At 63.8% G+C, this 26,135-nt stretch carries 24 protein-coding genes; 4 read left to right on the forward strand and 20 right to left on the reverse strand.

Annotated features, from left to right (window positions below):
* Nucleotides 1-11: 11 nt before the first annotated feature.
* From HHL25_RS06760 to yajC, 5 genes are all read right to left on the reverse strand, one after another.
* On the reverse strand, nt 12-473 hold the full coding sequence (locus tag HHL25_RS06760; protein ID WP_169588459.1) for a hypothetical protein: 462 nt from the start codon (nt 471-473) through the stop codon (nt 12-14).
* Nucleotides 474-554: 81 nt separating this feature from the next.
* Nucleotides 555-1,409: a phytoene/squalene synthase family protein gene (locus HHL25_RS06765; RefSeq protein WP_169588461.1), complete on the reverse strand. Its 855-nt coding sequence runs from the start codon at nt 1,407-1,409 to the stop codon at nt 555-557.
* Nucleotides 1,410-1,425: 16 nt separating this feature from the next.
* Nucleotides 1,426-1,827 (reverse strand): Mth938-like domain-containing protein, encoded by a 402-nt coding sequence (locus HHL25_RS06770; protein ID WP_169588463.1) that lies wholly within the window; start codon nt 1,825-1,827, stop codon nt 1,426-1,428.
* A gap of 2 nt (nt 1,828-1,829) precedes the next feature.
* Entirely contained in the window at nt 1,830-4,382 is a 2,553-nt protein-coding gene (gene secDF / locus HHL25_RS06775) for a protein translocase subunit SecDF (RefSeq protein WP_169588465.1), read from the reverse strand.
* A 66-nt stretch (nt 4,383-4,448) separates the two neighbouring features.
* A complete protein-coding gene (gene yajC / locus HHL25_RS06780) occupies nt 4,449-4,799 on the reverse strand; it encodes a preprotein translocase subunit YajC (protein WP_169588467.1) in 351 nt (116 codons plus the stop codon).
* Between the two features lie 212 nt (nt 4,800-5,011).
* On the opposite strand from yajC, the gene HHL25_RS06785 reads away from it, so the two are divergent.
* The gene (locus HHL25_RS06785; RefSeq protein WP_169588469.1) at nt 5,012-5,884 is read left to right on the forward strand and encodes an ATP-binding protein; all 873 of its coding nucleotides are present in this window, start codon (nt 5,012-5,014) and stop codon (nt 5,882-5,884) included.
* A 58-nt stretch (nt 5,885-5,942) separates the two neighbouring features.
* Here HHL25_RS06785 and HHL25_RS06790 read toward each other — a convergent pair whose 3' ends face one another.
* The 14 genes from HHL25_RS06790 to HHL25_RS06855 all read right to left on the reverse strand — a co-directional run bounded on the left by HHL25_RS06790 (nt 5,943) and on the right by HHL25_RS06855 (nt 22,209).
* Nucleotides 5,943-7,502: a LysM peptidoglycan-binding domain-containing M23 family metallopeptidase gene (locus HHL25_RS06790; RefSeq protein ID WP_169588471.1), complete on the reverse strand. Its 1,560-nt coding sequence runs from the start codon at nt 7,500-7,502 to the stop codon at nt 5,943-5,945.
* 143 nt (nt 7,503-7,645) lie between these two features.
* Nucleotides 7,646-8,287, reverse strand: coding sequence for a protein-L-isoaspartate(D-aspartate) O-methyltransferase (locus tag HHL25_RS06795; protein WP_390624498.1), 642 nt, complete (start codon nt 8,285-8,287; stop codon nt 7,646-7,648).
* A gap of 8 nt (nt 8,288-8,295) precedes the next feature.
* On the reverse strand, nt 8,296-9,069 hold the full coding sequence (gene surE / locus HHL25_RS06800; RefSeq protein ID WP_169588474.1) for a 5'/3'-nucleotidase SurE: 774 nt from the start codon (nt 9,067-9,069) through the stop codon (nt 8,296-8,298).
* Between the two features lie 16 nt (nt 9,070-9,085).
* Nucleotides 9,086-10,369: a serine--tRNA ligase gene (serS, locus tag HHL25_RS06805; RefSeq protein WP_169588476.1), complete on the reverse strand. Its 1,284-nt coding sequence runs from the start codon at nt 10,367-10,369 to the stop codon at nt 9,086-9,088.
* Nucleotides 10,370-10,473: 104 nt separating this feature from the next.
* Nucleotides 10,474-11,301 (reverse strand): twin-arginine translocase subunit TatC, encoded by an 828-nt coding sequence (gene tatC / locus HHL25_RS06810; RefSeq protein ID WP_169588478.1) that lies wholly within the window; start codon nt 11,299-11,301, stop codon nt 10,474-10,476.
* Nucleotides 11,298-11,939 (reverse strand): Sec-independent protein translocase protein TatB, encoded by a 642-nt coding sequence (tatB, locus tag HHL25_RS06815; protein ID WP_169588480.1) that lies wholly within the window; start codon nt 11,937-11,939, stop codon nt 11,298-11,300. The genes tatC and tatB overlap by 4 nt, the downstream gene beginning before the upstream one ends.
* A gap of 145 nt (nt 11,940-12,084) precedes the next feature.
* Nucleotides 12,085-12,282 carry a twin-arginine translocase TatA/TatE family subunit gene (locus tag HHL25_RS06820; protein ID WP_169588482.1) on the reverse strand — a complete coding sequence of 66 codons (198 nt, stop codon included), beginning with the start codon at nt 12,280-12,282 and terminating at the stop codon, nt 12,085-12,087.
* 5 nt (nt 12,283-12,287) lie between these two features.
* Nucleotides 12,288-13,421 (reverse strand): ABC transporter ATP-binding protein, encoded by a 1,134-nt coding sequence (locus HHL25_RS06825; protein ID WP_169588484.1) that lies wholly within the window; start codon nt 13,419-13,421, stop codon nt 12,288-12,290.
* Nucleotides 13,422-13,513: 92 nt separating this feature from the next.
* Nucleotides 13,514-14,239, reverse strand: a complete 726-nt coding sequence (scpB, locus tag HHL25_RS06830; RefSeq protein WP_169588486.1) for an SMC-Scp complex subunit ScpB — start codon at nt 14,237-14,239, stop codon at nt 13,514-13,516.
* A gap of 2 nt (nt 14,240-14,241) precedes the next feature.
* Nucleotides 14,242-15,105, reverse strand: a complete 864-nt coding sequence (locus HHL25_RS06835; RefSeq protein ID WP_169588488.1) for a segregation and condensation protein A — start codon at nt 15,103-15,105, stop codon at nt 14,242-14,244.
* Nucleotides 15,105-16,133, reverse strand: a complete 1,029-nt coding sequence (gene nagZ, locus HHL25_RS06840; RefSeq protein WP_169588490.1) for a beta-N-acetylhexosaminidase — start codon at nt 16,131-16,133, stop codon at nt 15,105-15,107. The genes HHL25_RS06835 and nagZ overlap by 1 nt, the downstream gene beginning before the upstream one ends.
* A 118-nt stretch (nt 16,134-16,251) precedes the next feature.
* Nucleotides 16,252-19,104: an SPOR domain-containing protein gene (locus HHL25_RS06845; protein WP_169588492.1), complete on the reverse strand. Its 2,853-nt coding sequence runs from the start codon at nt 19,102-19,104 to the stop codon at nt 16,252-16,254.
* Between the two features lie 66 nt (nt 19,105-19,170).
* Nucleotides 19,171-20,931, reverse strand: coding sequence for an arginine--tRNA ligase (argS, locus tag HHL25_RS06850; protein ID WP_169588494.1), 1,761 nt, complete (start codon nt 20,929-20,931; stop codon nt 19,171-19,173).
* A 60-nt stretch (nt 20,932-20,991) separates the two neighbouring features.
* Nucleotides 20,992-22,209 carry a deoxyguanosinetriphosphate triphosphohydrolase gene (locus HHL25_RS06855; RefSeq protein ID WP_169588496.1) on the reverse strand — a complete coding sequence of 406 codons (1,218 nt, stop codon included), beginning with the start codon at nt 22,207-22,209 and terminating at the stop codon, nt 20,992-20,994.
* Nucleotides 22,210-22,416: 207 nt separating this feature from the next.
* On the opposite strand from HHL25_RS06855, the gene erpA reads away from it, so the two are divergent.
* Nucleotides 22,417-22,749, forward strand: coding sequence for an iron-sulfur cluster insertion protein ErpA (gene erpA / locus HHL25_RS06860; protein ID WP_169588498.1), 333 nt, complete (start codon nt 22,417-22,419; stop codon nt 22,747-22,749).
* Nucleotides 22,750-22,815: 66 nt separating this feature from the next.
* Here the strand turns inward: erpA and HHL25_RS06865 are convergent, their stop codons facing one another.
* The gene (locus tag HHL25_RS06865; protein WP_205927729.1) at nt 22,816-24,318 is read right to left on the reverse strand and encodes a nucleobase:cation symporter-2 family protein; all 1,503 of its coding nucleotides are present in this window, start codon (nt 24,316-24,318) and stop codon (nt 22,816-22,818) included.
* A 173-nt stretch (nt 24,319-24,491) separates the two neighbouring features.
* On the opposite strand from HHL25_RS06865, the gene xth reads away from it, so the two are divergent.
* Complete coding sequence (gene xth / locus HHL25_RS06870) at nt 24,492-25,277, forward strand: exodeoxyribonuclease III (RefSeq protein ID WP_169589640.1); 786 nt, start codon at nt 24,492-24,494, stop codon at nt 25,275-25,277.
* 175 nt (nt 25,278-25,452) lie between these two features.
* Complete coding sequence (locus HHL25_RS06875; protein ID WP_169588500.1) at nt 25,453-26,103, forward strand: hypothetical protein; 651 nt, start codon at nt 25,453-25,455, stop codon at nt 26,101-26,103.
* Nucleotides 26,104-26,135 lie beyond the last annotated feature (32 nt).

Raw genomic sequence — 26,135 nt, forward strand, 5'->3', positions numbered from 1 at the left:
GCCGATGCGTGTCAGACGCTGGGCTGTGGCGGAGCGCCGGCGAAGTCGCGCTCCGCACTGCTCACATAGTTTCCGAGCAGCCACAGCGAAACCTCGGCAGCTTCCGCGGGGCTTGCGAACGTGTATTCCCCATTGTGGAAGGGTGCATCGAGAAATTCGATGGCAAAGCCGCGACCGTTCGCCGACTGGCGCACCCGGACGGTACCGGGTTCGATCAGGTGGCAGGCATAGTGGCTGCGCATGTTGCGCATGAAGCCGGCCTTGTTGTCATGCAGGCGCACGAACACGGCACGGCCGTCCGCGGTGACATGCAGACTGCGAATGGCTTCGTTGGGGAAGGCGCGGCCAAATTCAACGATGGCGAGACCAGTGTCGTGCAGGCCTTCGTCGTTCGAGCGCTTGGCAATGCGCGTCGAGAAATAGGCGAACACAACAACCAGTCCGAAAATCAGCGCCCAAGTGATCGCAGCCACACTCTATCTCCCATGGGGATCGGTCCAACCCGGCCCTCCGGACATTTCTAGTATACGAGGCTTGCGCGAATTTGGCGGCAGTCAAATCCGGCCGGTGATCGCCGCTCCGAGGAGCTTCAGCTGACGGCGCCATTGGGCCAGCCTCGGCGGGCTGTCAAACACGGACGATCCCTGTTTCCCCGCTGCGACGAGCACCGCCTCGGAAAGCGCGACCGGGAGGAAGGCCGGCACGAGGATCTTGGGGATCGGACCGGCGGCACGCGCCTTTGCGAGATGATCACGTCCCAGCCCGGCAAACGCCTCGACGGCCGCCGAGATCCGGTTTCGGTCCCCTCCGGCTAGGAAGCTCTCGCGGTCAAGGCCGGTGGCGGAGAGAATCTCAAGCGGCAGGTAGACCTGGCCGCGGGCACGGTGGACCGGCATCAGCAGGATGGCGCCCGCGATCGCCTGAGCCACGCCGGCATGACCGGCGATCGTGGCGGAGCATGCGGCCGCGCCGGGATCGAGAACGAGGCTCACCAGCTGGATGAGCGCCGCAGCCGTTTCGCCCGCATAGCCCTCGAACATCGCCGTCGTCTCGATCGGATCGTCGTAAAGGTCGAACACCCGCGCGTCGATCATGGAAACCAGCGGTGCCGTCGGCAAGCGGTGCGCACGGATGGTCTCCAGAAGCGCCGCGGCAATCGGGTTCGCCTCGGTCGAACCATGCGCAGCGCCGGCGATGAGATCGCGCCAGTATTGCAGCCTCACCTCGCCCGGCAGGGGCTCGCGCACGACGTCGCGGACACGGGCGAGTTCGGCATTGAAGGCATAGAGCGCGGCAACCGCGCCGCGCTTCTCCGTCGGCGTGAGCAGGCAGGCGAGATAGCGGTCGCGATCCGTGTCGCGCAGGCCGGAAAGGGCCAGATGCTGGTTGGCAGTCAAGGCTTCGCTCAAGACCCGTATCCCGGCTTCACACGGCAACCAGGGCGGCGGCAACCGCCCGCTGCTCGGCAAGCATGATGTTGTAGGTTCGAACCGCCGCACCGGTGCCCATCGGATCGCTGGCGATGCCCCTGGCCTTGAGCGCTGCCTTCAGTTCGGCCGGGATCGGACGCAATTGCCTGCCCGTGCCGACGAGGAGGACCTCGATGCCGGAGGAGTCGTCGAGTACCCGGAGGAACTTGTCGACCGTCAGCGCGGCCCCCTCCTCCATGTCCCATCCGTAGATGCCGGAGGGCAGAAGCAGGAGCGAACCGCGATGTGACATGTCGGCAAAGCGAAAACCGCCGTCGCCATAGGCATCGATCGGAGCCCGGCCCGGAAAATGCGCCTGCCGAACGACGATGCCCTTGCCGGACGGCCCGAGCGCCATGCTCAGGCCTCGACCTTGCCGGATACCGGACGCGCCGCTTCCGTCTCTTCCTTCTGGAAGGCATCGGGACGCAGCTTGAAGGCGATCAGGATCGGCGCGGCGATGTAGATCGACGAGAAGGTGCCGACGAGAACGCCGAAGAGCATGGCGAGCGTGAACGATGAAATGACCTCGCCGCCGAAGAGATAGAGCGCGACGAGGGCCAGCAACGTCGTCGAACCGGTCAGAACGGTACGCGACAGCGTCTGGTTGATCGAGGTATCGATCAACACATCGAGCGGCATCTTCTTGTAGCGTCTAAGGTTTTCACGCATTCGGTCGTAAACGACGACTGTGTCGTTCAGCGAATAGCCGATGATGGTCAGGATCGCCGCGATACTCGTCAGGTTGAACTCGATGCCGAGCAGCACGAACAGGCCGAGCGTCAGGATGACGTCGTGAAGCGTCGCGATGATCGAGCCGAGGGCGAACTGCCATTCGAAGCGGAACCAGATGTAGATCAGGATGAAGAGCAGCGACACGGCGACACCGATCGTGGCCGTCTGGGTCAGTTCTCCCGAAACGGCCGGACCGACCACCTCTACGCGGCGGAACTCATAGGCGTCCTCGAGCTCGCCGCGCACCATGGTGATCGCCGACTGTTCGGCGTTCTCTCCACCCTCCTGGGCCTGGATGCGGATCAGCACACTCGACGGATCGCCGAAGCCCTGGGCCTGCACTTCGCCAAGATTGAGCTCGCTCAAGCGGTCGCGGATATCGCCGATGTCTGCGGCGCCGCTGCGGGCCTTGACCTCGATGATCGAACCGCCCTGGAAGTCGATGCCGAGATTGAGGCCGACGGTCGTGAAGGCGATCAGCGAGGCAAGAGACAATGCACCGGCGACAGCGAATGTGTAGCGCCGGATCGCCATGAAGCGGATGTTCTGCGTATCGAAGATGCCGGTGCGAATACCCTTCGGCAAGTGCTTCGGGCGGCGCCAGCGGAACCAGACAGCCATCAGCCAGCGGGTCATGGTGAAAGCGGTGAAGACGGTGGTGACAATACCGACGGCGAGCGTCACGGCGAAGCCGCGAACCGGACCGGAGCCAAGGAAGAACAGCACGAGCGCCGCGATCAGCGTCGTCAGGTTGGCATCGACGATCGTCGCGAAGGCCTTGTTGAAACCCGTCTCGATCGACTGGACCAATGACCTCCCGCTCTTCACCTCTTCACGAATACGCTCGTAGACGAGAACGTTGGAGTCCACCGCCATGCCCATGGTCAAGACGATACCCGCGATGCCGGGCAAGGTCAGCGTGGAGCCGATCAGTGACAGGACAGCAAGGATCATCACCACGTTGGCGGCGAGCGCAATATTGGCCATCACGCCGAAGGTGCCGTAGAAGCCGAGCATAAAGACCACGACGAAGATCGCACCGATGCCGCTTGCGAAGATACCGGCGTTGATCGAGTCCTGGCCGAGGCCCGGACCGACGGTGCGCTCCTCGACGACGGTCAAGGTAGCGGGCAGAGCACCGGCACGAAGCAGCACGGCGAGATCGTTTGCGCCCTCGACCGAGAAGTTGCCGGAGATCTGACCCGAACCGCCGATGATCGGTTCACGGATGACCGGAGCCGAGATCACCTGATCGTCGAGGACGATGGCGAAGGGGCGGCCGACATTTTCCTGCGTTGCCTGGGCAAAGCGCTGGGCGCCCTTGCTGTCGAAGCGGAAGGTGACGACCGGCTCGTTGGTCTGCTGATTGAAGCTTGCCTGCGCGTCCACCAGATTTTCGCCGGAAACAAGCGCGCGCTTCTCAACGAGATAGGGAACGGCGGGATCGTCCTGCGAATAGAGAACTTCCGAGGAAGCCGGCGGGCGGCCGTTGATCGCTTCCGTGACCGGCATGCTCGCATCGACCATGTGGAAGGAAAGCTTGGCGGTCTGGTTCAGCAGCGACTTCAGGCGCTGCGGATCCTGGAGACCCGGAACCTGAACGATGATGCGGTCGGTGCCCTGGCGCTGGATCATGGGCTCGGTGGTGCCGAGCTCGTCGACGCGGCGGCGCACGACTTCCATCGACTGCGTCAATGCCGACGATGAGCGATAGTCGATGCCCGCGTCGGTCAGGTTGAAGCGGAGAAGCGTACCGTCTTCCTGGAGCGTGATTTCCTGGATCGTGCCGCCCGTCAAGCCGCCGGCGCTGACCGGCTGCGTCAAGCTGGCGAGCGCCTCCTTGGCAGCCTCGACCTTGTCGGCATCCGTGATGCGGACCTGCACCTGCTGGCCTACGCCGGACAGGCCGGTGTAGCGGACGCCGGCGTCACGCAGGGTGGCGCGAATGTCACCCACAGTCGTTTCGAGCCGTTCCTTGACGATGTCGGCCCGCTCGATCTTCAGCATGATGTGCGAGCCGCCCTGCAGGTCGAGACCGAGGGTCACCTGCTTGGTCGGAAGCCATGACGGGAATTTTGCGAGCTGTTCGTCGCTGAAGAGGTTTGGCAACGCCACCAACACGCTCACGAAGACCGTGAGCCAAATGAAGATCGTCTTCCAGCGCGAAATATACAGCATGAAACTCTCGAATTCAGATGAAGGCCATCAGAAAGAAGCGACCGGCAGTGCCGGTCGCTGGAACACTCAAGCGGCCGTTTCGGTCTTGACCGGCTCGCCCTTAACGCGAACTTCGGCAATGTAGCTCCGCATCGCGCGGACCTTCACGCCTTCGGCGAGCTCGACTTCGAGTTCGTTGTCGTCGATCACCTTGCTGACCTTGCCGACGAGGCCGCCACCGAGGACAACCTGGTCACCGCGACGGATAGCGGCAAGCGTCTCGGTGCGCTTCTTCATCTGCTGACGCTGCGGGCGGATCAGGAGGAAATACCAGATCAGCATCAGCGGCGCGAAAAGAAACAGCATCTCGAGGCCAGAACCGAAGGCACCGCCAGCTGCTGCGGCGCCGTCCTGGGCGAAGGCTTGCGTAACGAACATGGAAAACTCCCTAGACTGCAAAGTGAGCGGGCAGCCTTGCCCCCGCATCAGGTCGCCGGAATATAGTGACGAAGGCCCTGAATGCAACAGAAACAGCGGGCCTGCGTACCGATTTAGAGCCTCTTACCCTTTCGGCTGCCAAAAGGCCATGCTACCCGCCGGTAAAATGGCGCGTGTCCGGACTGCATTTCTTGCGCGCCGAGGAGGTTTCGATGTCCGACGACTTGAACGCGCAACTGCTCGCCGAACTGCGCCGCCTGACCCTGGCGGTCGAGCGGCTTGCCGGACCGGCACCGATCGAAAACGACTGGTCGGCGGCCGACTGCTTCGTCTGGGCTCCGGCCCGCATGCATCTGCAGCCGGTGAAGCGGCCGAATCGCGTGGCGCTGTCGCTCATCAGGGGCGTGGACCATGTCCGCGACATCCTGCATGAGAACACGCTCCGCTTCACGGAAGGATTTCCGGCCAACAACGTGCTGCTATGGGGCGCGCGCGGCATGGGCAAGTCGTCTCTGGTCAAGGCGGTCCATGCCGATGTCCGCGCACAGACCGGTGTGTCGCTCAAGCTCATCGAAGTGCATCGTGAGGACATTTCCTCCCTGCCAGTCCTTCTCGACATCCTGAAGGACACGCCGCAGCGTGTCATTGTCTTCTGCGACGACCTCTCCTTCGATCATGACGATACCGCCTACAAGTCGCTCAAAGCCGCGCTCGACGGGGGCGTCGAAGGTCGCCCGGACAATGTTCTCTTCTACGCCACATCGAACCGCCGCCATCTTTTGCCCCGCCACATGATGGAGAACGAGCAGTCGACGGCGATCAACCCGTCGGAAGCGGTCGAGGAAAAGGTCTCGCTGTCGGATCGCTTCGGGCTCTGGCTCGGTTTCCACAAATGCAGCCAGGACGACTATCTTGCGATGATCGACGGCTATGCCGCGCATTTCGAATTGCCGCTGGACCGTGAAAGCCTGCATGCAGAGGCGCTGGAATGGGCGACCACGCGTGGGGGCCGGTCGGGCCGCGTGGCCTGGCAGTATATCCAGGATCTAGCCGGTCGCCTCCGAATCTCGATGAACCGCGCCTGAAAACGAGAAAAGGCCCGGGGTTTCCGGGCCTTTTCGTCGCTTGCCTGGGACGCAATACCTATTCCAGGAAAGTCATAGGGTTGACCGGGGTCGCATCCTTGCGGACCTCGAAGTGGAGCATCGGGCGCTTGACGTTGCCGCTCATGCCGGAGGTGGCGAGCTGCTGGCCGCGCTGGACCTTCTGGCCGCGCTGAACCGAAAGCGCATCGGCATGGCCGTAGACAGTGACGGTGCCGTCGTCATGGCGAACCAGAACGGTGTTGCCGAGTTCCTTCAGGCCGTTGCCGGCATAGATGACCACGCCGTTTTCGGCAGCCTTGACCGGAGTGCCGGCGGGGACCGAGATATCGATGCCGTCATTGCGCTTTCCTTCGACATTGGCGCCGTAGCCGGCGACGACCGCGCCGCGGACCGGCCAGCGGTATTTGCCGATTCCGGTTGCTTCCGGTGCCGATTCCTTGGTGTCGACGGAGGCGACTTCGCTGACCGACTGGGTTGCGGCCGGCGCCTTGTAGCCTGCGGGGGCCTTGTCGCTCTTGGCCGTCGGGATCGTCGCAGTCTTGAGAGGATCGGTCGCCGGAGCGGAGGCCGTCTGGGCGGCAGAGCCACCAGCGGGGATCTTGAGGGCCTGGCCAACGCGGATGTTCGCGGACGTCAGTCCATTCGCAGCCTTGAGCTTGTCGATCGGCGTACCGGTCGCCTTGGCGATCTTGTTGAGCGAATCGCCGGGCTTCACAACATAGGTGCCGGGAGCCGCACCTTCGCCTGCCCCGGCAACAGCCTTGCCGGTTGCGCTGGAGGCCGGAGCCTGCGACTTGTCACGCGAGGTCGGCACCGTCGGCAGGACGGCGACGTTCTGTTCCGGCGACTGTGGCAGCATCGGCTTGCCGTTGCCATCAGGAAGGCCGGAGGCATTGGCCGCGGCCCGCGCAGCATTGGTCTGGCCGGAAAGGTTAGGGATGATGACCAGCTGGCCGGCCGCCGCGTCGGAGGAATGGGTCAGGCCGTTGGCTTTGAGGATTTCGCGCTCCGGCACGCCGTAGCGCTTCGAAAGGCTGGCGATCGTCTCACCCGGACGAAGCGTGACGCGGGCAGCGGCCTTGCCGGTTGACCAGCCATTCTGCGTGGCGGTGGAACCGGTCGTCAGATCATCCCCAGCCGTTGGGCGCGCCAGAGCGGCGGTCTGCTGGCCGGACGGAGCAGCCGGGAACGGCTGCGCCAGGGCGGCGGCGCGTTCGGCGGTCTTGTCTGTTGCAGGCCCAGCACCGGTCGGGGCAGCGAGCTCGGCGCGCTGCACGGAAACCGGAGTTGCGGCACCGCGGGCAACCGACGACGGCTGATAGCCCGGCTGGCTCGGATAAGGCTGGTTCATCGCCTGCTGGCGATTCGTGTAGTCCGGCTGGCTCGCGACTTGGCCACCACCGATCGTAGCGGACGGGACCGGCTGCTCCACGACACTGCGCCGCGGAATGGACGCGGTGGAGATATTGTCAGTGGAGAATACGGAGCTGAAGCGCGAGGCGTCAGAGCTGCAGCCGGTGGCCGCGCTTGCGAGCAACATCGCCACAAGGATTCGGGCGACGGGCATTCCGGATTTCGGCGATACACTCTTACGCATAACTCGACCCACATATTACGCAACTTGATGTGGTTATGATTAAAGCGCGTTAGTGTTACTGGTCAGTTAACCGACTGGAATCGCCGTGAACTATTTTCGAGAGGGCGAACATTCGGCCCCGCAGACCGGCCGTTCGCAAGCGATCAGAGGAACGATGCCATCTTCGGAACGAGCGGCAGATAAGGCACTTCGAACAGGTCCTCCCGGTCGAAGCGGCTGCCGGTTTTGGTCAGGCGGACGATGATGCAGCTCTCCTCGCCCGTCATCAGCGGCGCAAGCAATACGCCGCCCGAAACCAGCTGTTCGGCAAAGAAGCGCGGCATGGTGGGAAAGGCCGCCGTCGAAAGGATACGGTCGAAGGTACCCTCGCCCGTCAGGCCATGACTGCCGTCGGCCTGACGCAACACGACATTGCGAAGTCCAAGATTGTCGAGCCGGCGCTGCGCCGCGGTGACGAGCGTCTTGTAGCGGTCGATAGACATCACCCGCTCGGACAAGCGGCCGAGCACGGCCGACATGAAGCCGCTTCCGGTGCCGATTTCTAGAACCCGCTGGCCGGGCTTTACGTGAAGATGAGCGAGCAGGCGGACCGCCAGGTCGGCCCCCTCCATGAAAGCCCCGCATTCGATCGGGATCGAACGGCTCGAATAGGCCTGATCTGCGTATTGCGGCGGAACGAAGAGGGAGCGCGGCGTCTGCTCGACGGCGGTCAGGAGATCGAGATCGTTGATCCCCTCGGACCGGAGCCGCAGAACGAGGGCCGCGAAACCCTCCTTTTCCACCATTGCGGACTTCAACCGGAGACCCCGAAGCCGAGCGCCCGGGCAATGCTGTCCTGGGCGGCGTAGTCGGTCATGTCGAGCTTGAGCGGGGTGACCGAGATCTTGTCTTCCTTGAGCGCCTGAAGGTCGGTCCCCTCGCGGAAGCGGCTGCCGCGATCGCCGAAGCGCAGCCAGTAATAGGGAAAGCCGCGGCCATCGGCGCGTTCCTCGACCTCGAGGCCGAAGTCGAGCTTGCCCTGGGACGTCACCTCGATGCCCTGTACCTCGGATGGCGCGCAGCGCGGGAAATTGACGTTCAGGAAGGTGCCGGCCGGAAGCTCTGCCGCAATCAACTGGGCAAGAAGCTTGGGTGCCAGCGTCTCGGCCACCTCCCAGGGGATGACCCGTCCGCCGTTCGTGTAATCGTAGAGCTGGCTGAGCGCGATCGAACGGACACCCTGCAGCGTGCCCTCGATGGCTCCGGCGACCGTTCCCGAGTATGTCACATCGTCGGCGAGGTTGCCGCCGGCATTGACGCCGGACAGGACGAGATCGGGCTTTTCCGGAAGTATCTCGCGAACAGCCATGATGACGCAATCGGTCGGTGTGCCGCGCAGGGCAAAGCGCTTGTCTGCCACCTTCCGCAGCCTGAGCGGCTCGGAAATCGTCAGAGAATGCGCAAGCCCGCTCTGGTCCGTCTCGGGCGCAACGATCCAGACGTCATCCGAAAGCTTGCGGGCAATGCGTTCCAGCACGGCCAAACCTTCGGCATGGATCCCGTCGTCGTTGGTAAGGAGAATGCGCATTCGGATCCTCCCGACCTCAGGCCGCCTTCTCGATCTTGGTGATGCCGCCCATATAGGGGAGCAGCGCGTCCGGAACGGTGATGGATCCGTCTTCGTTCTGGTAGTTCTCCATGACGGCGATCAGCGCACGGCCGACGGCGGTGCCCGAGCCGTTCAGGGTGTGGACGAAGGTCGTTCCCTTGCCGTCCTTGCCGCGATAGCGGGCGTTCATGCGGCGGCCCTGGAAATCACCGCAGACCGAGCAGGACGAAATCTCGCGATAGGTGTTCTGGCCTGGCAGCCAGACCTCGAGGTCATAGGTCTTGCGTGAACCGAAGCCCATGTCGCCGGTGCAGAGCGTCATGGTGCGGAAATGCAGGCCGAGTCGCTTCAGAACTTCTTCGGCGCAGGCCGTCATGCGCTCGTGTTCGTCGATCGCGCTCTCGGCATCGGTGATCGACACGAGTTCGCACTTCCAGAACTGGTGCTGGCGCAGCATGCCGCGGGTATCGCGGCCGGCGGAACCGGCTTCCGAACGGAAGGACGGGGTGAGCGCCGTGAAGCGCAGCGGCAGCTTTTCCTGTTCCAGGATCTCCCCCGAGACCAGGTTGGTCAGAGTCACTTCGGCGGTCGGGATCAGCCAGCGGCCATCCGTAGTCCTGAACAAATCCTCGGCGAACTTCGGCAGCTGGCCGGTGCCGTACATGGCCTCGTCACGGACCATCAGCGGCGAGGAAACTTCGGTATAGCCATGCTCGGTGGTGTGCAGGTCGAGCATGAACTGGCCAAGCGCGCGCTCAAGCTTGGCGAGCGGGCCGGTCAGAACCGTGAAGCGCGCGCCGGAGAGCTTGGCGGCACGCTCAAAGTCCATGTAACCGAGCGCTTCGCCGAGATCGTAGTGTTCCTTGGCCGGATGGTTCCAGCCGGGCTTCTGGCCGATGACCCGCTTGACCACGTTGTCATGCTCGTCCTTGCCGACCGGCACGTCCTCGAGCGGAATGTTGGGAATGCGCGACAGCTGGTCCGTCAATTCGGCGGTCAGCTGGCGTTCCTCTTCCTCGGCGCCCGGCATGACGTCCTTGAAATGGGCTATCTCGGCCTTCAGCTTCTCGGCAAGCTCCATGTCCTTCTTGCCCATCGCCGCGCCGATCTCCTTGGAGGCGGCATTGCGGCGCGCCTGCATGTCCTGCAGGGACTGGACGACGGAGCGGCGCTTCTCATCGAGGGCAATCAGGCTGGCAGCCAGCGGCTCCGCGCCACGCTTGGCCAGCGCGGCATCGAGGGCTTCGGCATTGTCGCGGATCCATTTGATATCAAGCATCGTCGTTCCAGGTCATTTGTCGTGATCGTCGGATCGGACCTGGCGGGTGCCCTGTCCGGCCCCATGGATGCATGCTCGGGAGTGGAGGAGAACGGACGGCGCCGTTATGCGTCGTCCTGCTCGCCCTTCTGGTCGGCCTCGCCCGCCGCCACGCGGGAATCGGTGGCGCGGCGACGTTCCACGAGTCGCGCAGCATAGATGGCTACCTCGTAGAGAAGGATCGTCGGCAAAGCAAGGCCGATCTGGGAGATCGGGTCGGGCGGCGTCAGCACCGCGGCGACCACGAAGGCGACGACGATGAAATACTTGCGCTTGTCCGCCAGCCAACCGCTTTCCAAGAGGCCGACGCGGGCCAGCAGCGTGGTCACCACCGGCAACTGGAACACCAGGCCGAAGGAGAAGACCAGCGTCATGATGAGGCTCAGATACTCCGAAACCTTGGGCATCAGAGAGATAGCCACGTCCCCCTCGCCCGGTGCCTGCTGCATCGCGAGGAAGAACCACATGACCATCGGGGTGAAGAAGAAGTAGACTAGCGCGCCGCCGAGCAAAAACAGGATCGGCGAGGCCACCAGGAACGGCAGGAAGGCCTGGCGCTCGTTCTTGTAGAGGCCGGGTGCCACGAACTTGTAGATCTGCGCGGCGATCATCGGAAAGGCGATGACGAAAGCGCCGAACATGGCGACCTTAACCTGGGTGAAGAAGAATTCCTGCGGCGCCGTATAGATCAGTTCCGCCTTGCTTAGGTCGAGACCGGCCCAGAGGACGGCCCATTTGTAGGGCACGACCAACAGGTTGAAGAGTTGCTTGGCGAAATAGAAACAGACGATGAAAGCCACGAAGAACGCGCCGATCGCCCAGATCAGGCGCGAGCGCAGTTCGATCAGATGCTCGATGAGCGGCTGCGGCTTGTCTTCGATATCGCCGCTCATGCGGTTTCCTCGTTCTTCGGCTTACGGGGTTTCTTCGGGGCCGCAGCTTTCTGGTCCGCCGCAGGCTCGGCAGTGCCGGCCTTCGCCTTGGCGCGTGTCACCTTGGCCGGCGCGGCGGCCTTAGCGGACGCGGGCTCTGCCTTGGCGGCAGCCGGAGCCTTTGTCTTGCGCGGCGCAGCCTTGGCGGTCTTCACCGGAGCGGCCGCAGGATCGGATGTCGCGGGCACGAGATCGGCCGGGACGCCGACCAAAGCCGACGGCATGTCGGGCAGGCTTGTTGCAACGGGCTCCTGCGCAGGAGCGGCTGGCGCTGCCGCGGCGGGTGCCGCCGGCGGCGTGGCCGCCTTCTGCAGGTCAGCCTTGATCTCGTTGCCCATCTGGCGGAGCGGATTGATGGCATCGCGCAGCGAGTTGGTCGGATTGAGACGGCGAACGTCCTCGACCGACTGGCGGAGGTCATCGAGTTCCGCCTCGCGCAACGCTTCATCGAACTGGGCGCGGAACTCGCCGGCAGTCCGCCTCAGGCGCGCCGTCATCTTGCCGAAAGCGCGGATCATCGGCGGCAGGTCCTTCGGACCGACCACGACGATCAGGATCACCGCGATGACAAGCAACTCGGTCCAGCCAACATCCAGCATTCAACGGGCTCCTGACGCCATTTTCCGGAAGGTGCGTCGCGGCTCTGACAGCGGCCGCTCCGTCCAAACTACCTGACATACTGCCGTGCCCAATTCATGGCAAAGCAGCAAAGGCCGGCAAGGCCGGCCTCAGGTCCATACGAGCTTACTTGGTTTCGTCGGCCTTGTGGTCGACGGTCTTGCCCGGTGCAGAGCTTTCGGCGTCGTCGTCCGACATGCCCTTCTTGAAGCTCTTGATGCCCTTGGCAACGTCGCCCATCAGTTCCGGGATCTTGCCGCGGCCGAAGAGCAGCAGAACGATCGCGAGAACGATCAGCCAGTGCCACATGCTAAAAGAACCCATTACAGTTACTCCCTGTTTTCCGTTTCCCCGATGTAAGGGGTTTCAGACTCTTTTTCAAACACCAAAATGTCCTGCGGGTTTACCGAAATCGTAACGTCGCGCAGGCCCTGCGGCAGTATGTCCGCCCGCATCCGCGAACGCACCGGGCGCTCGCTTCCGGGAATTGCAAGTTCCAGAAGCTCGACCACACCGAGGAAACGGCGCGACACCACGCGAGCCGGAATGATGCCGCTGTCCGGGCTCACACCGACGCCGGAAAGGCGCACGGCAATCGACACCGGCCTGCCCTCCGCAAACCCCGGCGCTTCGGCAACGCCGAGTGGCGTGACGACGCGACCGTTGCGGACAATCCCCGAAAACTCGTTGATTTCGGAAAAGAAAGCGGCCGTGAAAAGATCCTTCGGTCGGCGATAGAGATCGTCGGAGGTTCCCACCTGGACCAGCCGACCGTCCCTCAACAGGGCGATCCGGTCGGCCATGCGCATCGCCTCCTCTGCATCGTGGGTGACCACGACCGCGGTGGCCCGCGTTTCACGCAGGATGGCCAGTGTGTCGGCCCGGATGGTGTCCTTCAGCCGAGAATCGAGACCGGAGAAGGGTTCGTCCATCAGAAGCACGCCGGGACGCGGCGCCAGCGCGCGGGCCAGCGCAACGCGCTGCTGCTCGCCGCCCGACAGCGCATGGGGATATTTCTCCGCATAATGCGCCAGGCCAACGCGCTCCAGAGCCAGCATCGCCTCGGCAAGGCCTTCCTTCGCCGGCAGCGCGGTGAGCCCGAAGCGGACGTTTTCTACGACGCTCATATGTGGAAAGAGGGCGAAGTCCTGAAACATCAGGCCGATGCCGCGCTTTTCCGGCGGCACGAAGCCGGCAGGTCCGGCCACTTCGCGATCGTTGACCAGCAGGCGGCCGGAAAGCTGAGCCTCGATGCCGGCCGCAATCCGCAGAAGCGTGGTCTTGCCGGAGCCGGAGGGCCCAAGCAGGCACAGAACCTCGCCCGGCTCGGCCGTCAGCGACACGCCCCTCAGCGTCTCGCGGCCGTGATAACCGTGGCGAATATCCTCGAAACTCAGTCGAGCTGCGAAAGTGACGCCTGCCGTGCGTCTCGAACTGCCGCCTTGCGTGGTATCCGAACTCATTCCACCGCCCGAATGGCTGTCAATCGCGGATGTGCCGGCGCAGTCGCCTTTGCCATCCGGACACCGCCGGGTTACCGTTTAAAAACCTGATGCTATTCGTCCGCTTCTCCGCCCGGTGTCAAGAGGCCAAGTTCCTCGAGATCGAGCTGGGTGATCGGATCCTCGTCTTCGGCGAGGTCGTCGCCGGTCAAGGGAAGCGGAATGTTGAAGTTCGCCGGAATGCGTCCGGACAACAGGCCGGCGCCCTTCAGCTCTTCCAGACCAGGCAGGTCGCGCAGTTCCTCCAGACCGAAATGATCGAGGAAATCACGGGTGGTGCCGAGCGTCACGGGACGGCCGGGGGTGCGCCGGCGGCCGCGGAAACGCACCCATCCGGCCTCCATCAGCACGTCGAGGGTGCCCTTCGACGTCTGCACGCCGCGAATGTCCTCGATTTCGGCGCGCGTCACCGGCTGGTGATAGGCGATGATCGCCAGCACCTCGAGTGCTGCGCGCGACAGCTTCTTGACCTCGGTCTCGTCCCTGCGGATGGCAAAGGAGAGGTCGGCCGCCGTCCGGAAGGCCCAGTGGTCGTCGACCTGCACCAGATTGACGCCGCGGCCGGCATAATCGTCCTTGAGCTGCATCATCAGCGCCCGCACGTCCATGTCACGTGGCAGGCGTTCGGCAATGAAGCCTTCCGAAACGGGCTCCGCGGACGCAAAGACCAGCGCCTCGGCGATCCGCAGCGCCTCGCGTTCGCTGCGAAGGCGCGCCGGATCCGGAACTGCGACCTCCTCGTCGTCGCCGATCAGGTCTTCGTCATGCGGTTCACCCATCGTCATTCCACCGAAGCCAGTTCGCCGGCACGGGGGCCGCTACGCAGATAGATCGGCTGGAAGGCGCCCTCCTGACGGATCTCCAGGCGTCCCTCGCGCACCAGTTCGAGCGAGGCGGCAAAGGCGCTGGCGATCGCGGTCACGCGCTCTGCCGGGGTCGCCAGGTATCGGAGCAGGAAGTTGTCGAGCGCCGTCCAGTCGCCGATCTCGCCGATCATCCGAGTCAGGATGGCGCGGGCATCGGCCAGCGACCAGACGCGACGGCGGGCAATCGTCACCTGGGTGGTTGCCTGGCGCTGGCGAAGGGCCGCGTAGGCGGTCAGGAGATCATAGAGCGATGCCTCGTAGGCATTGTCCACGCGGGTCGGCACGTGTTCGGGGGCACCCCTCGGATGGACGTCGCGGCCGAGACGGTTGCGGTTGATCAGGCGCGTCGCGGCCTCGCGCATCGCTTCAAGGCGTTTCAGGCGAAAGGCGAGCGTCGCCGCCATCTCTTCGCCCGACGGCCCCTCATCCTTGGACTGCTGCGGGATCAGCAGGCGCGATTTCAGATAGGCGAGCCAGGCGGCCATCACGAGATAGTCGGCGGCCAGCTCCAGGCGGATGCGGCGGGCGCTTTCGACGAATTCGAGATACTGCTCTACCAGCGCCAGCACGGAGATACGCGCCAGATCGACTTTCTGGTTCCGCGCCAGGAACAGCAGAAGGTCGAGCGGCCCTTCGAAACCGGCAACGTCGATCACGAGCGCCGGCTCGCTGGTCAGCCGCTCAGCGGCGGTGTCCTGCCAAAGGCTATCCATCGGCGTCGACGCGTCGATCGGGGGGGCCTTGATCGGGGTTGCGGGTGTGCCGGCCGGTCTCGACATCAGGCGGTCGCCCTCAAACCGTCGAACTCGGCGCGGATCGCTACCTCGTCCGCACCGTCATCAGCACCGAAGGCCGCCTCGACGGCGTCGGCACGTTCACGCGCCCTGCCCTCCAGCAGCGGCGCCTCGCCGACGACCGCGCGCATCTCTTCCATCACGCCGTTGCAATGGAGGATCACGTCACAGCCACCCGCCGCGATCGCCGCAGCACGTTCGCCGATCGTGCCTTTGAGTGCATTCATCGAAACATCGTCGGACATCAGCAACCCGTCGAAACCGATAGAGCCGCGGATGATCTCGTCGATCACCTTGCGCGACGTCGATGCCGGATGATCCGGATCGATGTCGGAGTATACCACATGGGCGCTCATCGCCATCAGTTCGCCACGCAGCCGCCGGAAAGGCGGAAAGTCGTGGGCTTCCAGCTCAGCGCGCGGCGTGGTCACCACCGGCAGTTCCAGATGCGAGTCCGCCATGCCGCGGCCATGGCCCGGCACGTGTTTCATCACCGGCATGACACCGCCGGCCTTAAGGCCCGCGGCCGCCGCCTCGCCCATTTCGCCGACGGTCACCGGGTCGTTTCCGTAGGCGCGGTCGCCGATGACGTTGTTGGCGCCCTCGACCGGCACGTCGAGCACCGGCAGGCAATCGACGTTGATGCCGAAGCGCAGGAGATCAAAGGCGTGCAGGCGAGACATCAGCCAGGCGGCCCGAAGACCGAGTGCCTTGTCGCGCCGATAGAGCTCACCCAGCACGGCTGCCGCGGGATAGCGGGGGGCCATCGGCTCGCGGATACGCTGGACCCGACCGCCTTCCTGGTCGATCAGCACGGGCGCGTTGCGACCTCCGACCGTCTCGCGCATCTCGGCGACCAGATCGGAGATCTGTGCCGGTTCATTGAGGTTGCGGGCAAAGACGATGAAGCCCCAGGGCTGTTCGTCGCGATAAAGAGCCTTCTCGTCGGCCGTCAGCGCGGTTCCGCTGCAGCCGAGGATCATTGCTTTTGCCGGGGTATGGATTTTGGTCATGGCCGAATCATAAGAGGCCGGACTGCAAACCCGAAGCACTGCATTGCGTCATACACAGGAAAAGAGGCGGAAACCTTGGGTTCCCGCCTCTTCTGTCTCGTTTCCCCGGCGCAAAAGCCTACTTCGTGACGAGGCAGCTTCCGCCGGCCGACTTGTAGCGCTCGCAAAGGGCGGCAGCATCGGCCTTGCTGCCGGCGGCGATACGGACGCGGTAGTAGGTGCCCTTGCCGGCGATCTCCGCCTTCTTGATCTCGTGAGCGCGACCGCCGACGACGCTCGCGAACTTGCCGGAAATGCTCTTGTAGGATTTCTCAGCCTCTGCCTGGGACGGCAGGGAGGCGACCTGGATGAAGTAGCTGCCTGCGGCCGGTGCGGGTGCAGCGGCCGCAGGCTCTGCAGCCGGTATCGCCGGAACGGCAGCCGCCATCTCGGCAGCGGGTGCAACGGGCTCTGCAGCCGGGCGCAGGTCGGTCTGTTCGGCCACCGCGGGCTTGGCCGGTTCAGGCGGACGGGTCGTCGGAACGGGGGCAGCAGCCTTCGCAGCTGTCTCCGTGGCGGGAGCCGCCGGTGTAACGGGAACGGTGGTCGTCTTCACCGGCGTCGGTGCGGGTTCGTTCGACGGCGCAGCAAGCGCCGGCTTTGCCGCCGGTACTTGGGCGGGCACAGCGGCCGGCTGGGCGCTGCTCTTCGCGGCGGTTTCCTGCGGTGCCGGGACAGGCTCCTCGGGCGCCTCCTGGGCGACCAACGTGCCGTCGGGGCGAACGATCATGGTTCTGACCTTGCGCGGCGTAATCGTCGGCTGATCGCCGGCATCGGCAGCCGCCGGCTGCTCTGCGGCTGTTTCACCCGGCAGCAGACGCGGATCCTCGGTCTCGCCGACGGGCGTGCCCATGGCTTCGACGTCGTTCTCGCCTTCCAGCGGAAGGGTCTCGGGGATCAGCGTCTTCTGCACGACGTCGACCGGTTCCTCGCTGGAGGAGATCAGACTTTCCTGCTTCGGATCGGCAACACCGGCGCCGGCAACGCTGTCATAGACGGCCTTGTCCTGGTTCGGCACGGCCTTGCCGCCCTTGTCCTCGGGCACGACCTTGACCGGATCCTTGTCGGCGGCAATGACCGGCGGCTCGCCGGACGTCAGAAGCGACGAACCGCTGCTGTTCAGCCAAGCATAGATGGCACCGCCAGCGAGAAGCACGGCGACCGTCGCGGTGCCGGCCATCAGCAGGTTGCGCGGCCGCAGGAAGGCGAAGCGCGACAAGCCCTTCGGCTCGACGGGAATGTTGATCCGGCCGGGGTTCTGGCTCGCATAGTCCGACGGGCTCGACAGCGTGTGGCGGAAGTCCTCTTCCAGCGCACGCTCAAAGGCATCAAAATCGTCCATCGGCGGGAAAGAAGACGATGCGGCAGGAGCCGGAGCAGGTGCAGCGGCCGGGGTCACGGGAGCTGCCGGACGGGTCGGCGTCGCCTGAGAAACGGCAGGTTTGGCCGGAACTGCGGCGTGCGAGGTCGACGGCTCGTCGAACAGCGATGCAAGCTCGCTGTCGATGTCCAGGTCGTAGTCGTGCGAATAGCTGACCGGCTCGGCTTCGGCCTCGGGCTGGGGCACCTCCGGAACGTCCAATCCGGCAATAGACTCCAGGTGATCGTCCTGCTCGGAAATCTCCGAGGGATCGAAGGCCAGAGGCTCGTCAGAGAAGACCGGCTGTGGCGCAGGCCTGACGGGCGCCGGCGCGGCAACCGGTACCGGCTCGCGCGCGACCACCGGGGCGGGTGAAGGTGCAGGCGCAGGTGCGACCGGCGCATAGGAGCGCGCGGCAGCGAACGCCGGCGCAGCATTGGCAAAGACGGCCGGGACGGCAGGCGCAACGGCAACAGCCGGCGCGGGCTCGGCATTCCGTGACGGCACCGGCGATCCTTCGAAATCTTCCTCGATGTCCGACAGATCAAGCTCGATGTCATCGAGCTGGATATCGAACTCTCCCTCGGAGAAGGGATCGAACTCGGCCTCGTCGATCGACGCACGGGCTTCCATCCGCGGCTCGGCGCGCTGCGGCGCTTCGGTCGTCGGCGCATGCTGGACGGGGGCAACGGGCGTGCCGGCCGAAAAATCCTCGTCGGCAGCAAGATCGTCGGCGAAGGAGAAATTGAACGACGGCTCACTGCGCGGCCTGGCGGCCACCGGTTCGACGGCGACCACATGGGCCGGACGGTCACTGGTTATGGCAGCCAGAGCGTCGAGCGCGAAGGGATCCTCGTCTTCGACCGCGGGCGCGGTTGCTACCTGTTCGGCAACGGGCGTTTCCGACGGAGCTGCCTCGATGGTTGGCGTCGGCCAGTCGAAATCGGCTTCGGACAGAAAGCCCTCGGCGGCGAAGCCGGTCTCGGCGGAGGGAGCAACCGGCTCGACCGGTGCGGGAACGGTCATCGGCGGCTCGACACGGGCGACAGGGGCCGGCGCGAAATTGGCGAGCGGAAGCCGGAGGCGCGGCTCGGCCTCTACCGGCCTCCACGGGGCCTCATCGACCTGTTCGGCAACGGCGAGTTCCAGTTCATCCGCGAGGTCGGTCGAGAAGGATGGCTCTTCGCGCGCCGGCTGTGAAACGGCAGCGGCAACAACAGGAGCGTCGACACGGGGCTCGATGACCGGCTCGGGGAAGAATACGTCATCGAATTCGGCGACGTCATCCTCGTAGGCCGGCTCGGCATTGCGGGACGTATCTGGGACGACGGGCTCGGCAACCACGGGCTCGATGGGCCGGCGCGGCGGCGCGTCATAGTCATCGAACTCGCGCATCAGTTCATCTTCGAGATTGAACTGATGTATCTCGGGTTCTGCCTGACGGACCGGATCGGCACTGCGCTCGACCGGCGGTTCAAAACCGACGATCCGGGCAAGTTCCGCCAACGGATCATCGTCCGCGAAACTATCCTGCCCAAATCGACTGCCGAAAGCGGCCTGCTTCTGTACCATTACTGATTCCACTTACCCTACGCGACAAAACGCTTGCCAGTGCAATGTGGGTAAATGGTGACGATACTATCGCATTTCTACCGGAGCATCAGTGCCTGTAACGAACAGACCGGACTTCAGTACGGAGGCGACAGCATGCACCAGCCCAAGCCTGGCGACGGTCAATTGTCTATGTTTATCGTTAACAAAGCGTAATTCGGGCGAATCCTTACCCTTGTTCCAATGGGCATGGAACGAACTTGCCAGATCATAGAGGTAGAATGCAAGCCGATGCGGCTCCTGCGACTGGGCCGCAGCCTCGATTATCCGGGGATATTCCGCAAGCTTGGCGACGAGCTGCAGCTCGGTGGGATCGACAATCTGTCCGTCAATAGCGCCGGCAAGGTCGACCGTCTCGAGATCGAGGTCGGGGAAGGCTTCCCTCGCCTGCCGGAAGACCGACATGCAGCGGGCATGCGCGTACTGGACGTAGAAGACCGGATTGTCCTTCGACTGCTCCGTCACCTTGGCGAAGTCGAAGTCGAGCGGCTCGGAACTCTTGCGATAAAGCATCATGAAACGCACCGAGTCGCGGCCGACTTCCTCGACGACCTCACGCAGCGTGACGAAGTCGCCTGAACGCTTCGACATCTTGACCGGCTCGCCGTCGCGGAACAGCTTGACCAACTGGCACAGCAGGACCGTGAGCTTCGACTTGCCCTCGGATACCGCGCGATTGACCGCCTCGAGGCGCTTCACGTAGCCACCGTGGTCCGCACCGAGCACATAGATCATCTCGGCGTAACCGCGATCGAACTTGTCCTTGAGATAGGCGACGTCGGCGGCGAAATAGGTGTAGCTGCCATCCGACTTCATCAGCGGACGGTCGATGTCGTCGCCCACTTCGGTCGAGCGGAACAGGGTCTGCTCGCGGTCTTCCCAATCCTCGGGCAGCTGGCCCTTCGGCGGCGGCAGCGTGCCGCGATAGACGTGGCCCTTGAAGGTCAGGTCGTTGATCGCCTTGCGGATGCGCGCAGCACCGTCGGCATGCAGGGTCCGCTCGGAGAAGAAGATGTCGTGATGCACGTTGAGGGTTGCGAGATCGTCCTTGATCATTACCATCATGGCCTCGATGGCGCGATCCTTGACGATCGCCATCCACTCCTCTTCCGGCATGTTGTGCAGCCGAACGCCGAATTCCTTGGCCAGCGCCTGGCCGACCGGGACGAGATAGTCACCCGGATAGAGGCCGGAGGGGATCTCGCCGATCTTCTCGCCGAGCGCCTCGCGATAGCGCAGGAAGACCGAGCGTGCGAGCACGTCGATCTGCGCGCCGGCATCGTTGATGTAGTATTCCTTCGTGACGTCGTAACCGGCGAAGGCGAGCAGGTTGGCCAGCGCGTCGCCGACCACGGCGCCGCGGCAGTGACCGACATGCATCGGGCCGGTCGGGTTGGCCGACACGTATTCGACGTTGACCTTGCGGCCCTTGCCGAGGGTCGAGCGGCCGAAGTCGGTGCCCTCGCTGATCATGGTGGCGAGCAGGCGTTGCCAATAGCCCGTCGAGAGACGGATGTTGATGAAGCCTGGCCCGGCGACCGTCACCTCGTCGACGTCGGCATCCTCCTTGAGCTTTTCGCCGATCACCTCGGCGAGCGCGCGCGGATTCGTGCCGAGCGCCTTGGCAAGAACCATCGCGGCATTGGTCGCGGCATCGCCGTGGCTGGCATCACGTGGCGGCTCGACGACGATGCGGCCGAAATCGAGGGAGGAACGCTTCTCCTTGATGAGGTCGATCTGCTCGAGGGCGTTCTTAATTCTCGTTTCGAAGTCGGCGAAGAGGTTCATGTCTTTTACCCGCGCAAGCGGCTGTCATAGCCAGCAAATGGAGTGGAATTGCTGCGCTGCCTATCGCAATTCGGGAGTCCGGTCAAACAGCTCCCTGTGGGTACGCACCGCATAGGTATCGGTCATGCCCGCGAGATAGTCGCCGACATGGCGCGCCTTGGCCGAAGAATTGAGTCCGGCGATGTGGTTGACCCAGTAGTGGCTCTTCATCAGGCCGGGATCGGCCATGTATGCGTGAAAAAGGTCTGTGACGATCTGTGCGGCACCGGCCCGGATACGCATGATGTCGGGATGGCGATAGATGCGGCTGAACAGCAATTTCTTGATCTGCCGGTCGGTCTCGGCCATTCCGTCCGAGAAGGTGGCGATGGTGAGGTCGGCACCGCGAACATCTGCCGCACTCTGCGGCTTGAGTTCGGCAAGCCTTGCTTGCGCAACGCCGATGACGTCCTCGACCATGCGGGTAATCTGCCGCCGCATGATTTCGTGCGTGAAGCGGTCCGGATCGAGGTGTGGGTAGCGATCATGCACTTCGCGCATCAGGCCAGCCAGGAAGGGGACGTCCTCCAGCATCTCGAAGCTCAGATAACCCGAGCGCAGCCCGTCGTCGATGTCATGGGTGTTGTAGGCGATGTCGTCCGCGATGGCCGCGACCTGCGCCTCAAGCCCGGCATAGCTCTCAAGCTCAAGGTCGTGAAGCTCGCAATAATCCAGGATCGGCTGTGGAACCGGCCCGCGGGTGCCCTCGCCCGCCTTCGTCAGCAAAGGACCGTTGTGCTTGACGAGGCCTTCGAGCGTCTCCCAGGTGAGGTTCAAGCCGTCGAATTCGGCGTAGCGGCGCTCAAGCTTGGTCACGATGCGCAGAGACTGGGCATTGTGGTCGAAGCCGCCATAGGGCTCCAGCACTTCGTGCAGGGCATCCTCGCCCGTGTGGCCGAAGGGGGTGTGGCCGAAATCATGGACCAGCGCGACGCCCTCGGCGAGATCCTCGTCGAGCTTCAGGGCGCGGGCGAGGGCACGGGCGATTTGGGCCACTTCGATGGTGTGCGTCAGGCGGGTGCGGTAGTGGTCGCCGTCGGGGCCGATGAAGACCTGGGTCTTGTGCTTCAGCCGGCGAAAGGCCGTGGTGTGGACGATGCGGTCCCGGTCGCGCTGAAAGTCGGAACGCGTCGGGCTTCCTCCTTCGGGGAAAAGCCGCCCCCGCGTGGTCCAGGGGTCAGTGGCATAAATCGCCCGTTCCCCGGTTCCGAAACCCAATGCACTCTTGTCGATCGTCATTTCGCGTCCTTCAGGCTCCCCATTGACGCCCATCGTCGGCCTTCATACCTATAGCCAACGACGCCGCAAGGTCGCTTCCTTATAGCACGTTCGGAGCGCGCGGCCGTCACATTGACGGAAGCCTTGCCACAGGCATGTGTCAAGGTGTTGAAATTGCAGATGTTACACCCGGTTTTCCACGGGCCTTGAACCCGTCAGGAGGCAGACATGAACACCGAAAGCGTCACTCTATCCGAGGCGGCGGCAAAACGAATCGCCGCAATCGTCGCCAGCGAGGCGGACAAAAGCGCCCTGCGCGTCTCCGTCGAGGGCGGCGGATGCTCCGGCTTTTCCTACAAGTTCGACCTCGACCAGGGGCCGCAGGATGACGATGTCGTGATCACCCGCGACGGCGCGACGCTGCTGATCGACCCGATGTCGCTGATCTACATGGCCGGTTCGGAAATCGACTTCGTTGACAATCTGCTCGGCCAGTCCTTTCAGATCAACAATCCGAATGCGGTTGCAAGCTGTGGCTGCGGAACCAGTTTTTCAGTCTGAAGGCCCCAGGTTCTTCTTATAGACCGGCCGGTCCAGGCAACGCGCCCGGACCGGCCGTTTTCGTCTTCAATGGCCGCCATCGGCAGCGAGTGCCGCTTCACGCACCTCGGCATCCGAGGCGTTCTGGGCCCCGTTGAAGAAGATGTTGAGCAGCACCGCGGCGATCGAGGCGAGCAGGATGCCGGAGTCGATCAGCGGATGAATGGCGTGGGGCATCCACTGCTTGAAGTTCGGGGCGACCAGCGGGATCATCCCGAATCCGATCGAGACGGCGACGATGAAGAGGTTGTTGCGGCTCGACTTGAAGTCCACGGATGAGAGGATGCGGATGCCGGTCGCAGCGACCATGCCGAACATGACCAGCCCGGCTCCACCGAGCACCACCGTCGGCAGGGACTCGACGAGGGCCGCCATCTTCGGCAGCAGGCCAAGCACGATGAGGATGACACCCCCCGTCACGCAGACGAAGCGGGAGCGCACGCCCGTCACGCCGACGAGGCCGACATTTTGCGAGAAGCTCGTATAGGGGAAGGTGTTGAAGATGCCGCCGATCAGCGTGCCCAGGCCGTCGGTGCGCAGGCCGGCTGCGAGCATAGGACGTGTCACCGATTTTCCGGTCATGTCGCCGAGCGCCAGGAACATGCCGGTCGATTCGATCATCACGACGATCATGACGATCGTCATGGTGACGATCAGCACCGGATCGAAGATCGGCGTCCCGAAATGGAAGGGCATGATCGGGGCGAACCAGGCGGCACTCGCGACCTTGTCGAAATGCATCATGCCGGCGGCAGCCGCAACGATACCGCCGATCACGATGCCGAGGAGAACCGAGATGTTGGCGACGAAGCCTTTGGCGAACCGTGCAATGAGCAGGATCGACACGAGGACGATCGCCGAGACGCCGATGCCTGAAAGCGGGGCATAGGCCGCGTTCGGCACGCCCGGCGCTAGCGCGAGCTTGGCCGGGATTTCGGGAATGGTCCCTGCACCGGTCGCGGCAAGGGCCTTCACGTCCTCCAGCCATTTGGCATGGGCCGGGTCTAGAATGCTCGGGGCGGTCGGCCCGACCGGATTGCCGAAGATCCAGTTGATGCCGATGCGCATCAGCGACACGCCGATCACTAGGATGATCGTGCCGGTGACGACCGGCGGAAAGAAGCGCAGCAGGCGGCTGACCAGCGGCGCGATCAGGATGCCGACAAGGCCTGCGCCGATGATCGAGCCGAAGATCAGGCGTGCCCCGTCCGGTCCGCCGGTGACATTGGCCATGGAGACCATCGGCCCGACGGAAGCGAAGGTGACGCCCATCATGACGGGCAGCCGGATGCCGAACCACTGGGTGAGCCCGAACGACTGGATCAGCGTGACGATCCCGCAGGCAAATAGGTCGGCGGAGATGAGGAAGGCGACGTCTTCCGGCGGCAGCTTGAGCGCGCGGCCGACGATGAGCGGCACGGCGATCGCCCCGGCATACATGACGAGAACATGCTGGAGGCCGAGGGCGGCGAGCCGCGACAGCGGCAGCACCTCGTCGACCGGATGGGTCTGGCTTGGAATTTCCGACATTGAGCTGGTCCCCTTGTTCTTGGTGGAGCAGGCCTTCCCTCCCAACAGGCCGGCAATGCGAGCATGATCGAGAACCGTGAATTGTCAAAGCGCTACCGACGGAAACACCGCAAAGACGGTGGCAAATGACGCGTCATCGGCTATGTAGGGGATCAGAAAAGGGAACCATGTCCATGAAGATCGCCACCTGGAACATCAACGGCGTCAAGGCGCGAATCGCCAACCTCTGCGAGTGGCTCGAGAGTTCGGCCCCGGACGTGGTGTGCCTGCAGGAAATCAAGTCGGTCGACGAAGGCTTTCCCCGTCTCGAGATCGAGGCACTCGGCTATCATGTCGAGACCCACGGCCAGAAGGGTTTCAACGGCGTGGCGATCCTCTCCAAGATGAAGCCGGACGAAGTCAGCCGCGGCCTGCCCGGCGACGACCAGGACGAGCAGGCGCGCTTCATCGAAGCCGTGTTCTCGATCGACGGCGGTGTCGTGCGGATCTGCTCACTCTACCTGCCCAACGGCAATCCAGCCGACGATCCGGTGAAATATCCCTACAAGCTCGCCTGGATGGAGCGCCTGAAGGCATTCGCCGAGAGCCGGCTCGCGCTCGAGGAACCGTTCATCCTGGCCGGCGACTACAATGTCATCCCCGAGCCGCATGACTGCCGCGACCCCAAACTCTGGGAGGGTGACGCGCTGTTCCTGCCGAAGACTCGACAATCCTTCCGCCGGCTGGAAAATCTCGGGCTCGTAGACGCCGTCCGTGCGACGAGCGACGATCCCCTGCTCTACTCCTTCTGGGATTACCAGGCGGGTGCCTGGCAGAAGAACAACGGCATCCGGATCGACCATCTGATGCTTTCACCCGAAGCCAGCGACCGGTTGCTTTCGGCATCGATCGAAAAGCATGTCCGCAGCTGGGAAAAACCCTCGGACCACGTTCCTGTGGCTGCTGTCTTCGACTTCTGAGCGGCCCAGAATACCCGGCAGCTTGAGGTGTGAAGGCTTGCACCAAGGCAAGGCCTGGGCAAGTCCTCGGCGCTAAACCTTGTCCTGAGCCCGTGCGGGAACGAACTCGAAAGAGCGGCGGACAATTGCGTCCTGCCGTTAACCCGCTGCCGGCGACAGAAAGCGGGATATTTCAATGGTTTCATCTATCAATTCTGCCCAGCTTGCGACCGCCCAGATCCTCCTCAGGGTCTTGAAGGAAGAAAAGCAGTCCACCGGAAGCAGCAGCAGCGGCAGCGGTGGAAATGACAACTACTACAGTTCCGCTCTCAGCAGCCTCATGGCGGACTATGGTCAGGATGACGACAGCGAAGTCGAAACCTATGACACCAGCCTCCTGCGCGCCATTGACGCCGCCGGCGGCACGGAGGACAGCACGGAAGTGAAAGCCGCGGTCTCGGACGACATCCAGACGGCCTCGTTCATGGACGGGCTGAAGGCGAAGCTTGAGGAAATGACGACCTCGGGCGATGCAGCCCTGAAAGCCAAGGAAATGCTCGCGGCACTCGAAGACGGGACACTGACGGTCACGGATGCCGTCAATGGTCGGCAGCTCAAGGCCTGGGACACTGACGGCGAAACGGGCGACCGGACAGCGGATGAGATCGCCCGCACCGACTGGTCGAGTTTCCTCAAGAGCCAACTCAGCCGGGACAAGACGGGCGGCTACGAGTTGACGGAGACAGGCGCCCATATCGACAAGGCGACCGGGGAAAGCGCCAGCTTCCTGACCGTCGACGGGACCTATGTCTATGTCACCTGGCCGACCGCCACGGACGGCGCCTGACAGGCTGTCAGAATGCGAAAGGCGCCCGCGGG

The sequence above is a fragment of the Rhizobium terricola genome, from assembly GCF_012927355.1.
Taxonomy (GTDB): Bacteria; Pseudomonadota; Alphaproteobacteria; order Rhizobiales; family Rhizobiaceae; genus Allorhizobium; species Allorhizobium terricola.

Excerpts from the sequence above, each read along its gene's own strand:
- HHL25_RS06770 (WP_169588463.1), bottom strand. The coding sequence starts at position 1,827 with ATGGCGCTCGGGCCGTCCGGCAAGGGCATCGTCGTTCGGCAGGCGCAT.
- secDF (WP_169588465.1), bottom strand. The coding sequence starts at position 4,382 with ATGCTGTATATTTCGCGCTGGAAGACGATCTTCATTTGGCTCACGGTC.
- yajC (WP_169588467.1), bottom strand. The coding sequence starts at position 4,799 with ATGTTCGTTACGCAAGCCTTCGCCCAGGACGGCGCCGCAGCAGCTGGC.
- HHL25_RS06785 (WP_169588469.1), top strand. The coding sequence starts at position 5,012 with ATGTCCGACGACTTGAACGCGCAACTGCTCGCCGAACTGCGCCGCCTG.
- HHL25_RS06790 (WP_169588471.1), bottom strand. The coding sequence starts at position 7,502 with ATGCGTAAGAGTGTATCGCCGAAATCCGGAATGCCCGTCGCCCGAATC.
- HHL25_RS06795 (WP_390624498.1), bottom strand. The coding sequence starts at position 8,287 with ATGGTGGAAAAGGAGGGTTTCGCGGCCCTCGTTCTGCGGCTCCGGTCC.
- surE (WP_169588474.1), bottom strand. The coding sequence starts at position 9,069 with ATGCGCATTCTCCTTACCAACGACGACGGGATCCATGCCGAAGGTTTG.
- serS (WP_169588476.1), bottom strand. The coding sequence starts at position 10,369 with ATGCTTGATATCAAATGGATCCGCGACAATGCCGAAGCCCTCGATGCC.
- tatC (WP_169588478.1), bottom strand. The coding sequence starts at position 11,301 with ATGAGCGGCGATATCGAAGACAAGCCGCAGCCGCTCATCGAGCATCTG.
- tatB (WP_169588480.1), bottom strand. The coding sequence starts at position 11,939 with ATGCTGGATGTTGGCTGGACCGAGTTGCTTGTCATCGCGGTGATCCTG.
- HHL25_RS06820 (WP_169588482.1), bottom strand. The coding sequence starts at position 12,282 with ATGGGTTCTTTTAGCATGTGGCACTGGCTGATCGTTCTCGCGATCGTT.
- HHL25_RS06825 (WP_169588484.1), bottom strand. The coding sequence starts at position 13,421 with ATGAGTTCGGATACCACGCAAGGCGGCAGTTCGAGACGCACGGCAGGC.
- scpB (WP_169588486.1), bottom strand. The coding sequence starts at position 14,239 with ATGGGTGAACCGCATGACGAAGACCTGATCGGCGACGACGAGGAGGTC.
- HHL25_RS06835 (WP_169588488.1), bottom strand. The coding sequence starts at position 15,105 with ATGTCGAGACCGGCCGGCACACCCGCAACCCCGATCAAGGCCCCCCCG.
- nagZ (WP_169588490.1), bottom strand. The coding sequence starts at position 16,133 with ATGACCAAAATCCATACCCCGGCAAAAGCAATGATCCTCGGCTGCAGC.
- HHL25_RS06845 (WP_169588492.1), bottom strand. The coding sequence starts at position 19,104 with ATGGTACAGAAGCAGGCCGCTTTCGGCAGTCGATTTGGGCAGGATAGT.
- argS (WP_169588494.1), bottom strand. The coding sequence starts at position 20,931 with ATGAACCTCTTCGCCGACTTCGAAACGAGAATTAAGAACGCCCTCGAG.
- HHL25_RS06855 (WP_169588496.1), bottom strand. The coding sequence starts at position 22,209 with ATGACGATCGACAAGAGTGCATTGGGTTTCGGAACCGGGGAACGGGCG.
- erpA (WP_169588498.1), top strand. The coding sequence starts at position 22,417 with ATGAACACCGAAAGCGTCACTCTATCCGAGGCGGCGGCAAAACGAATC.
- HHL25_RS06865 (WP_205927729.1), bottom strand. The coding sequence starts at position 24,318 with ATGTCGGAAATTCCAAGCCAGACCCATCCGGTCGACGAGGTGCTGCCG.
- xth (WP_169589640.1), top strand. The coding sequence starts at position 24,492 with ATGAAGATCGCCACCTGGAACATCAACGGCGTCAAGGCGCGAATCGCC.
- HHL25_RS06875 (WP_169588500.1), top strand. The coding sequence starts at position 25,453 with ATGGTTTCATCTATCAATTCTGCCCAGCTTGCGACCGCCCAGATCCTC.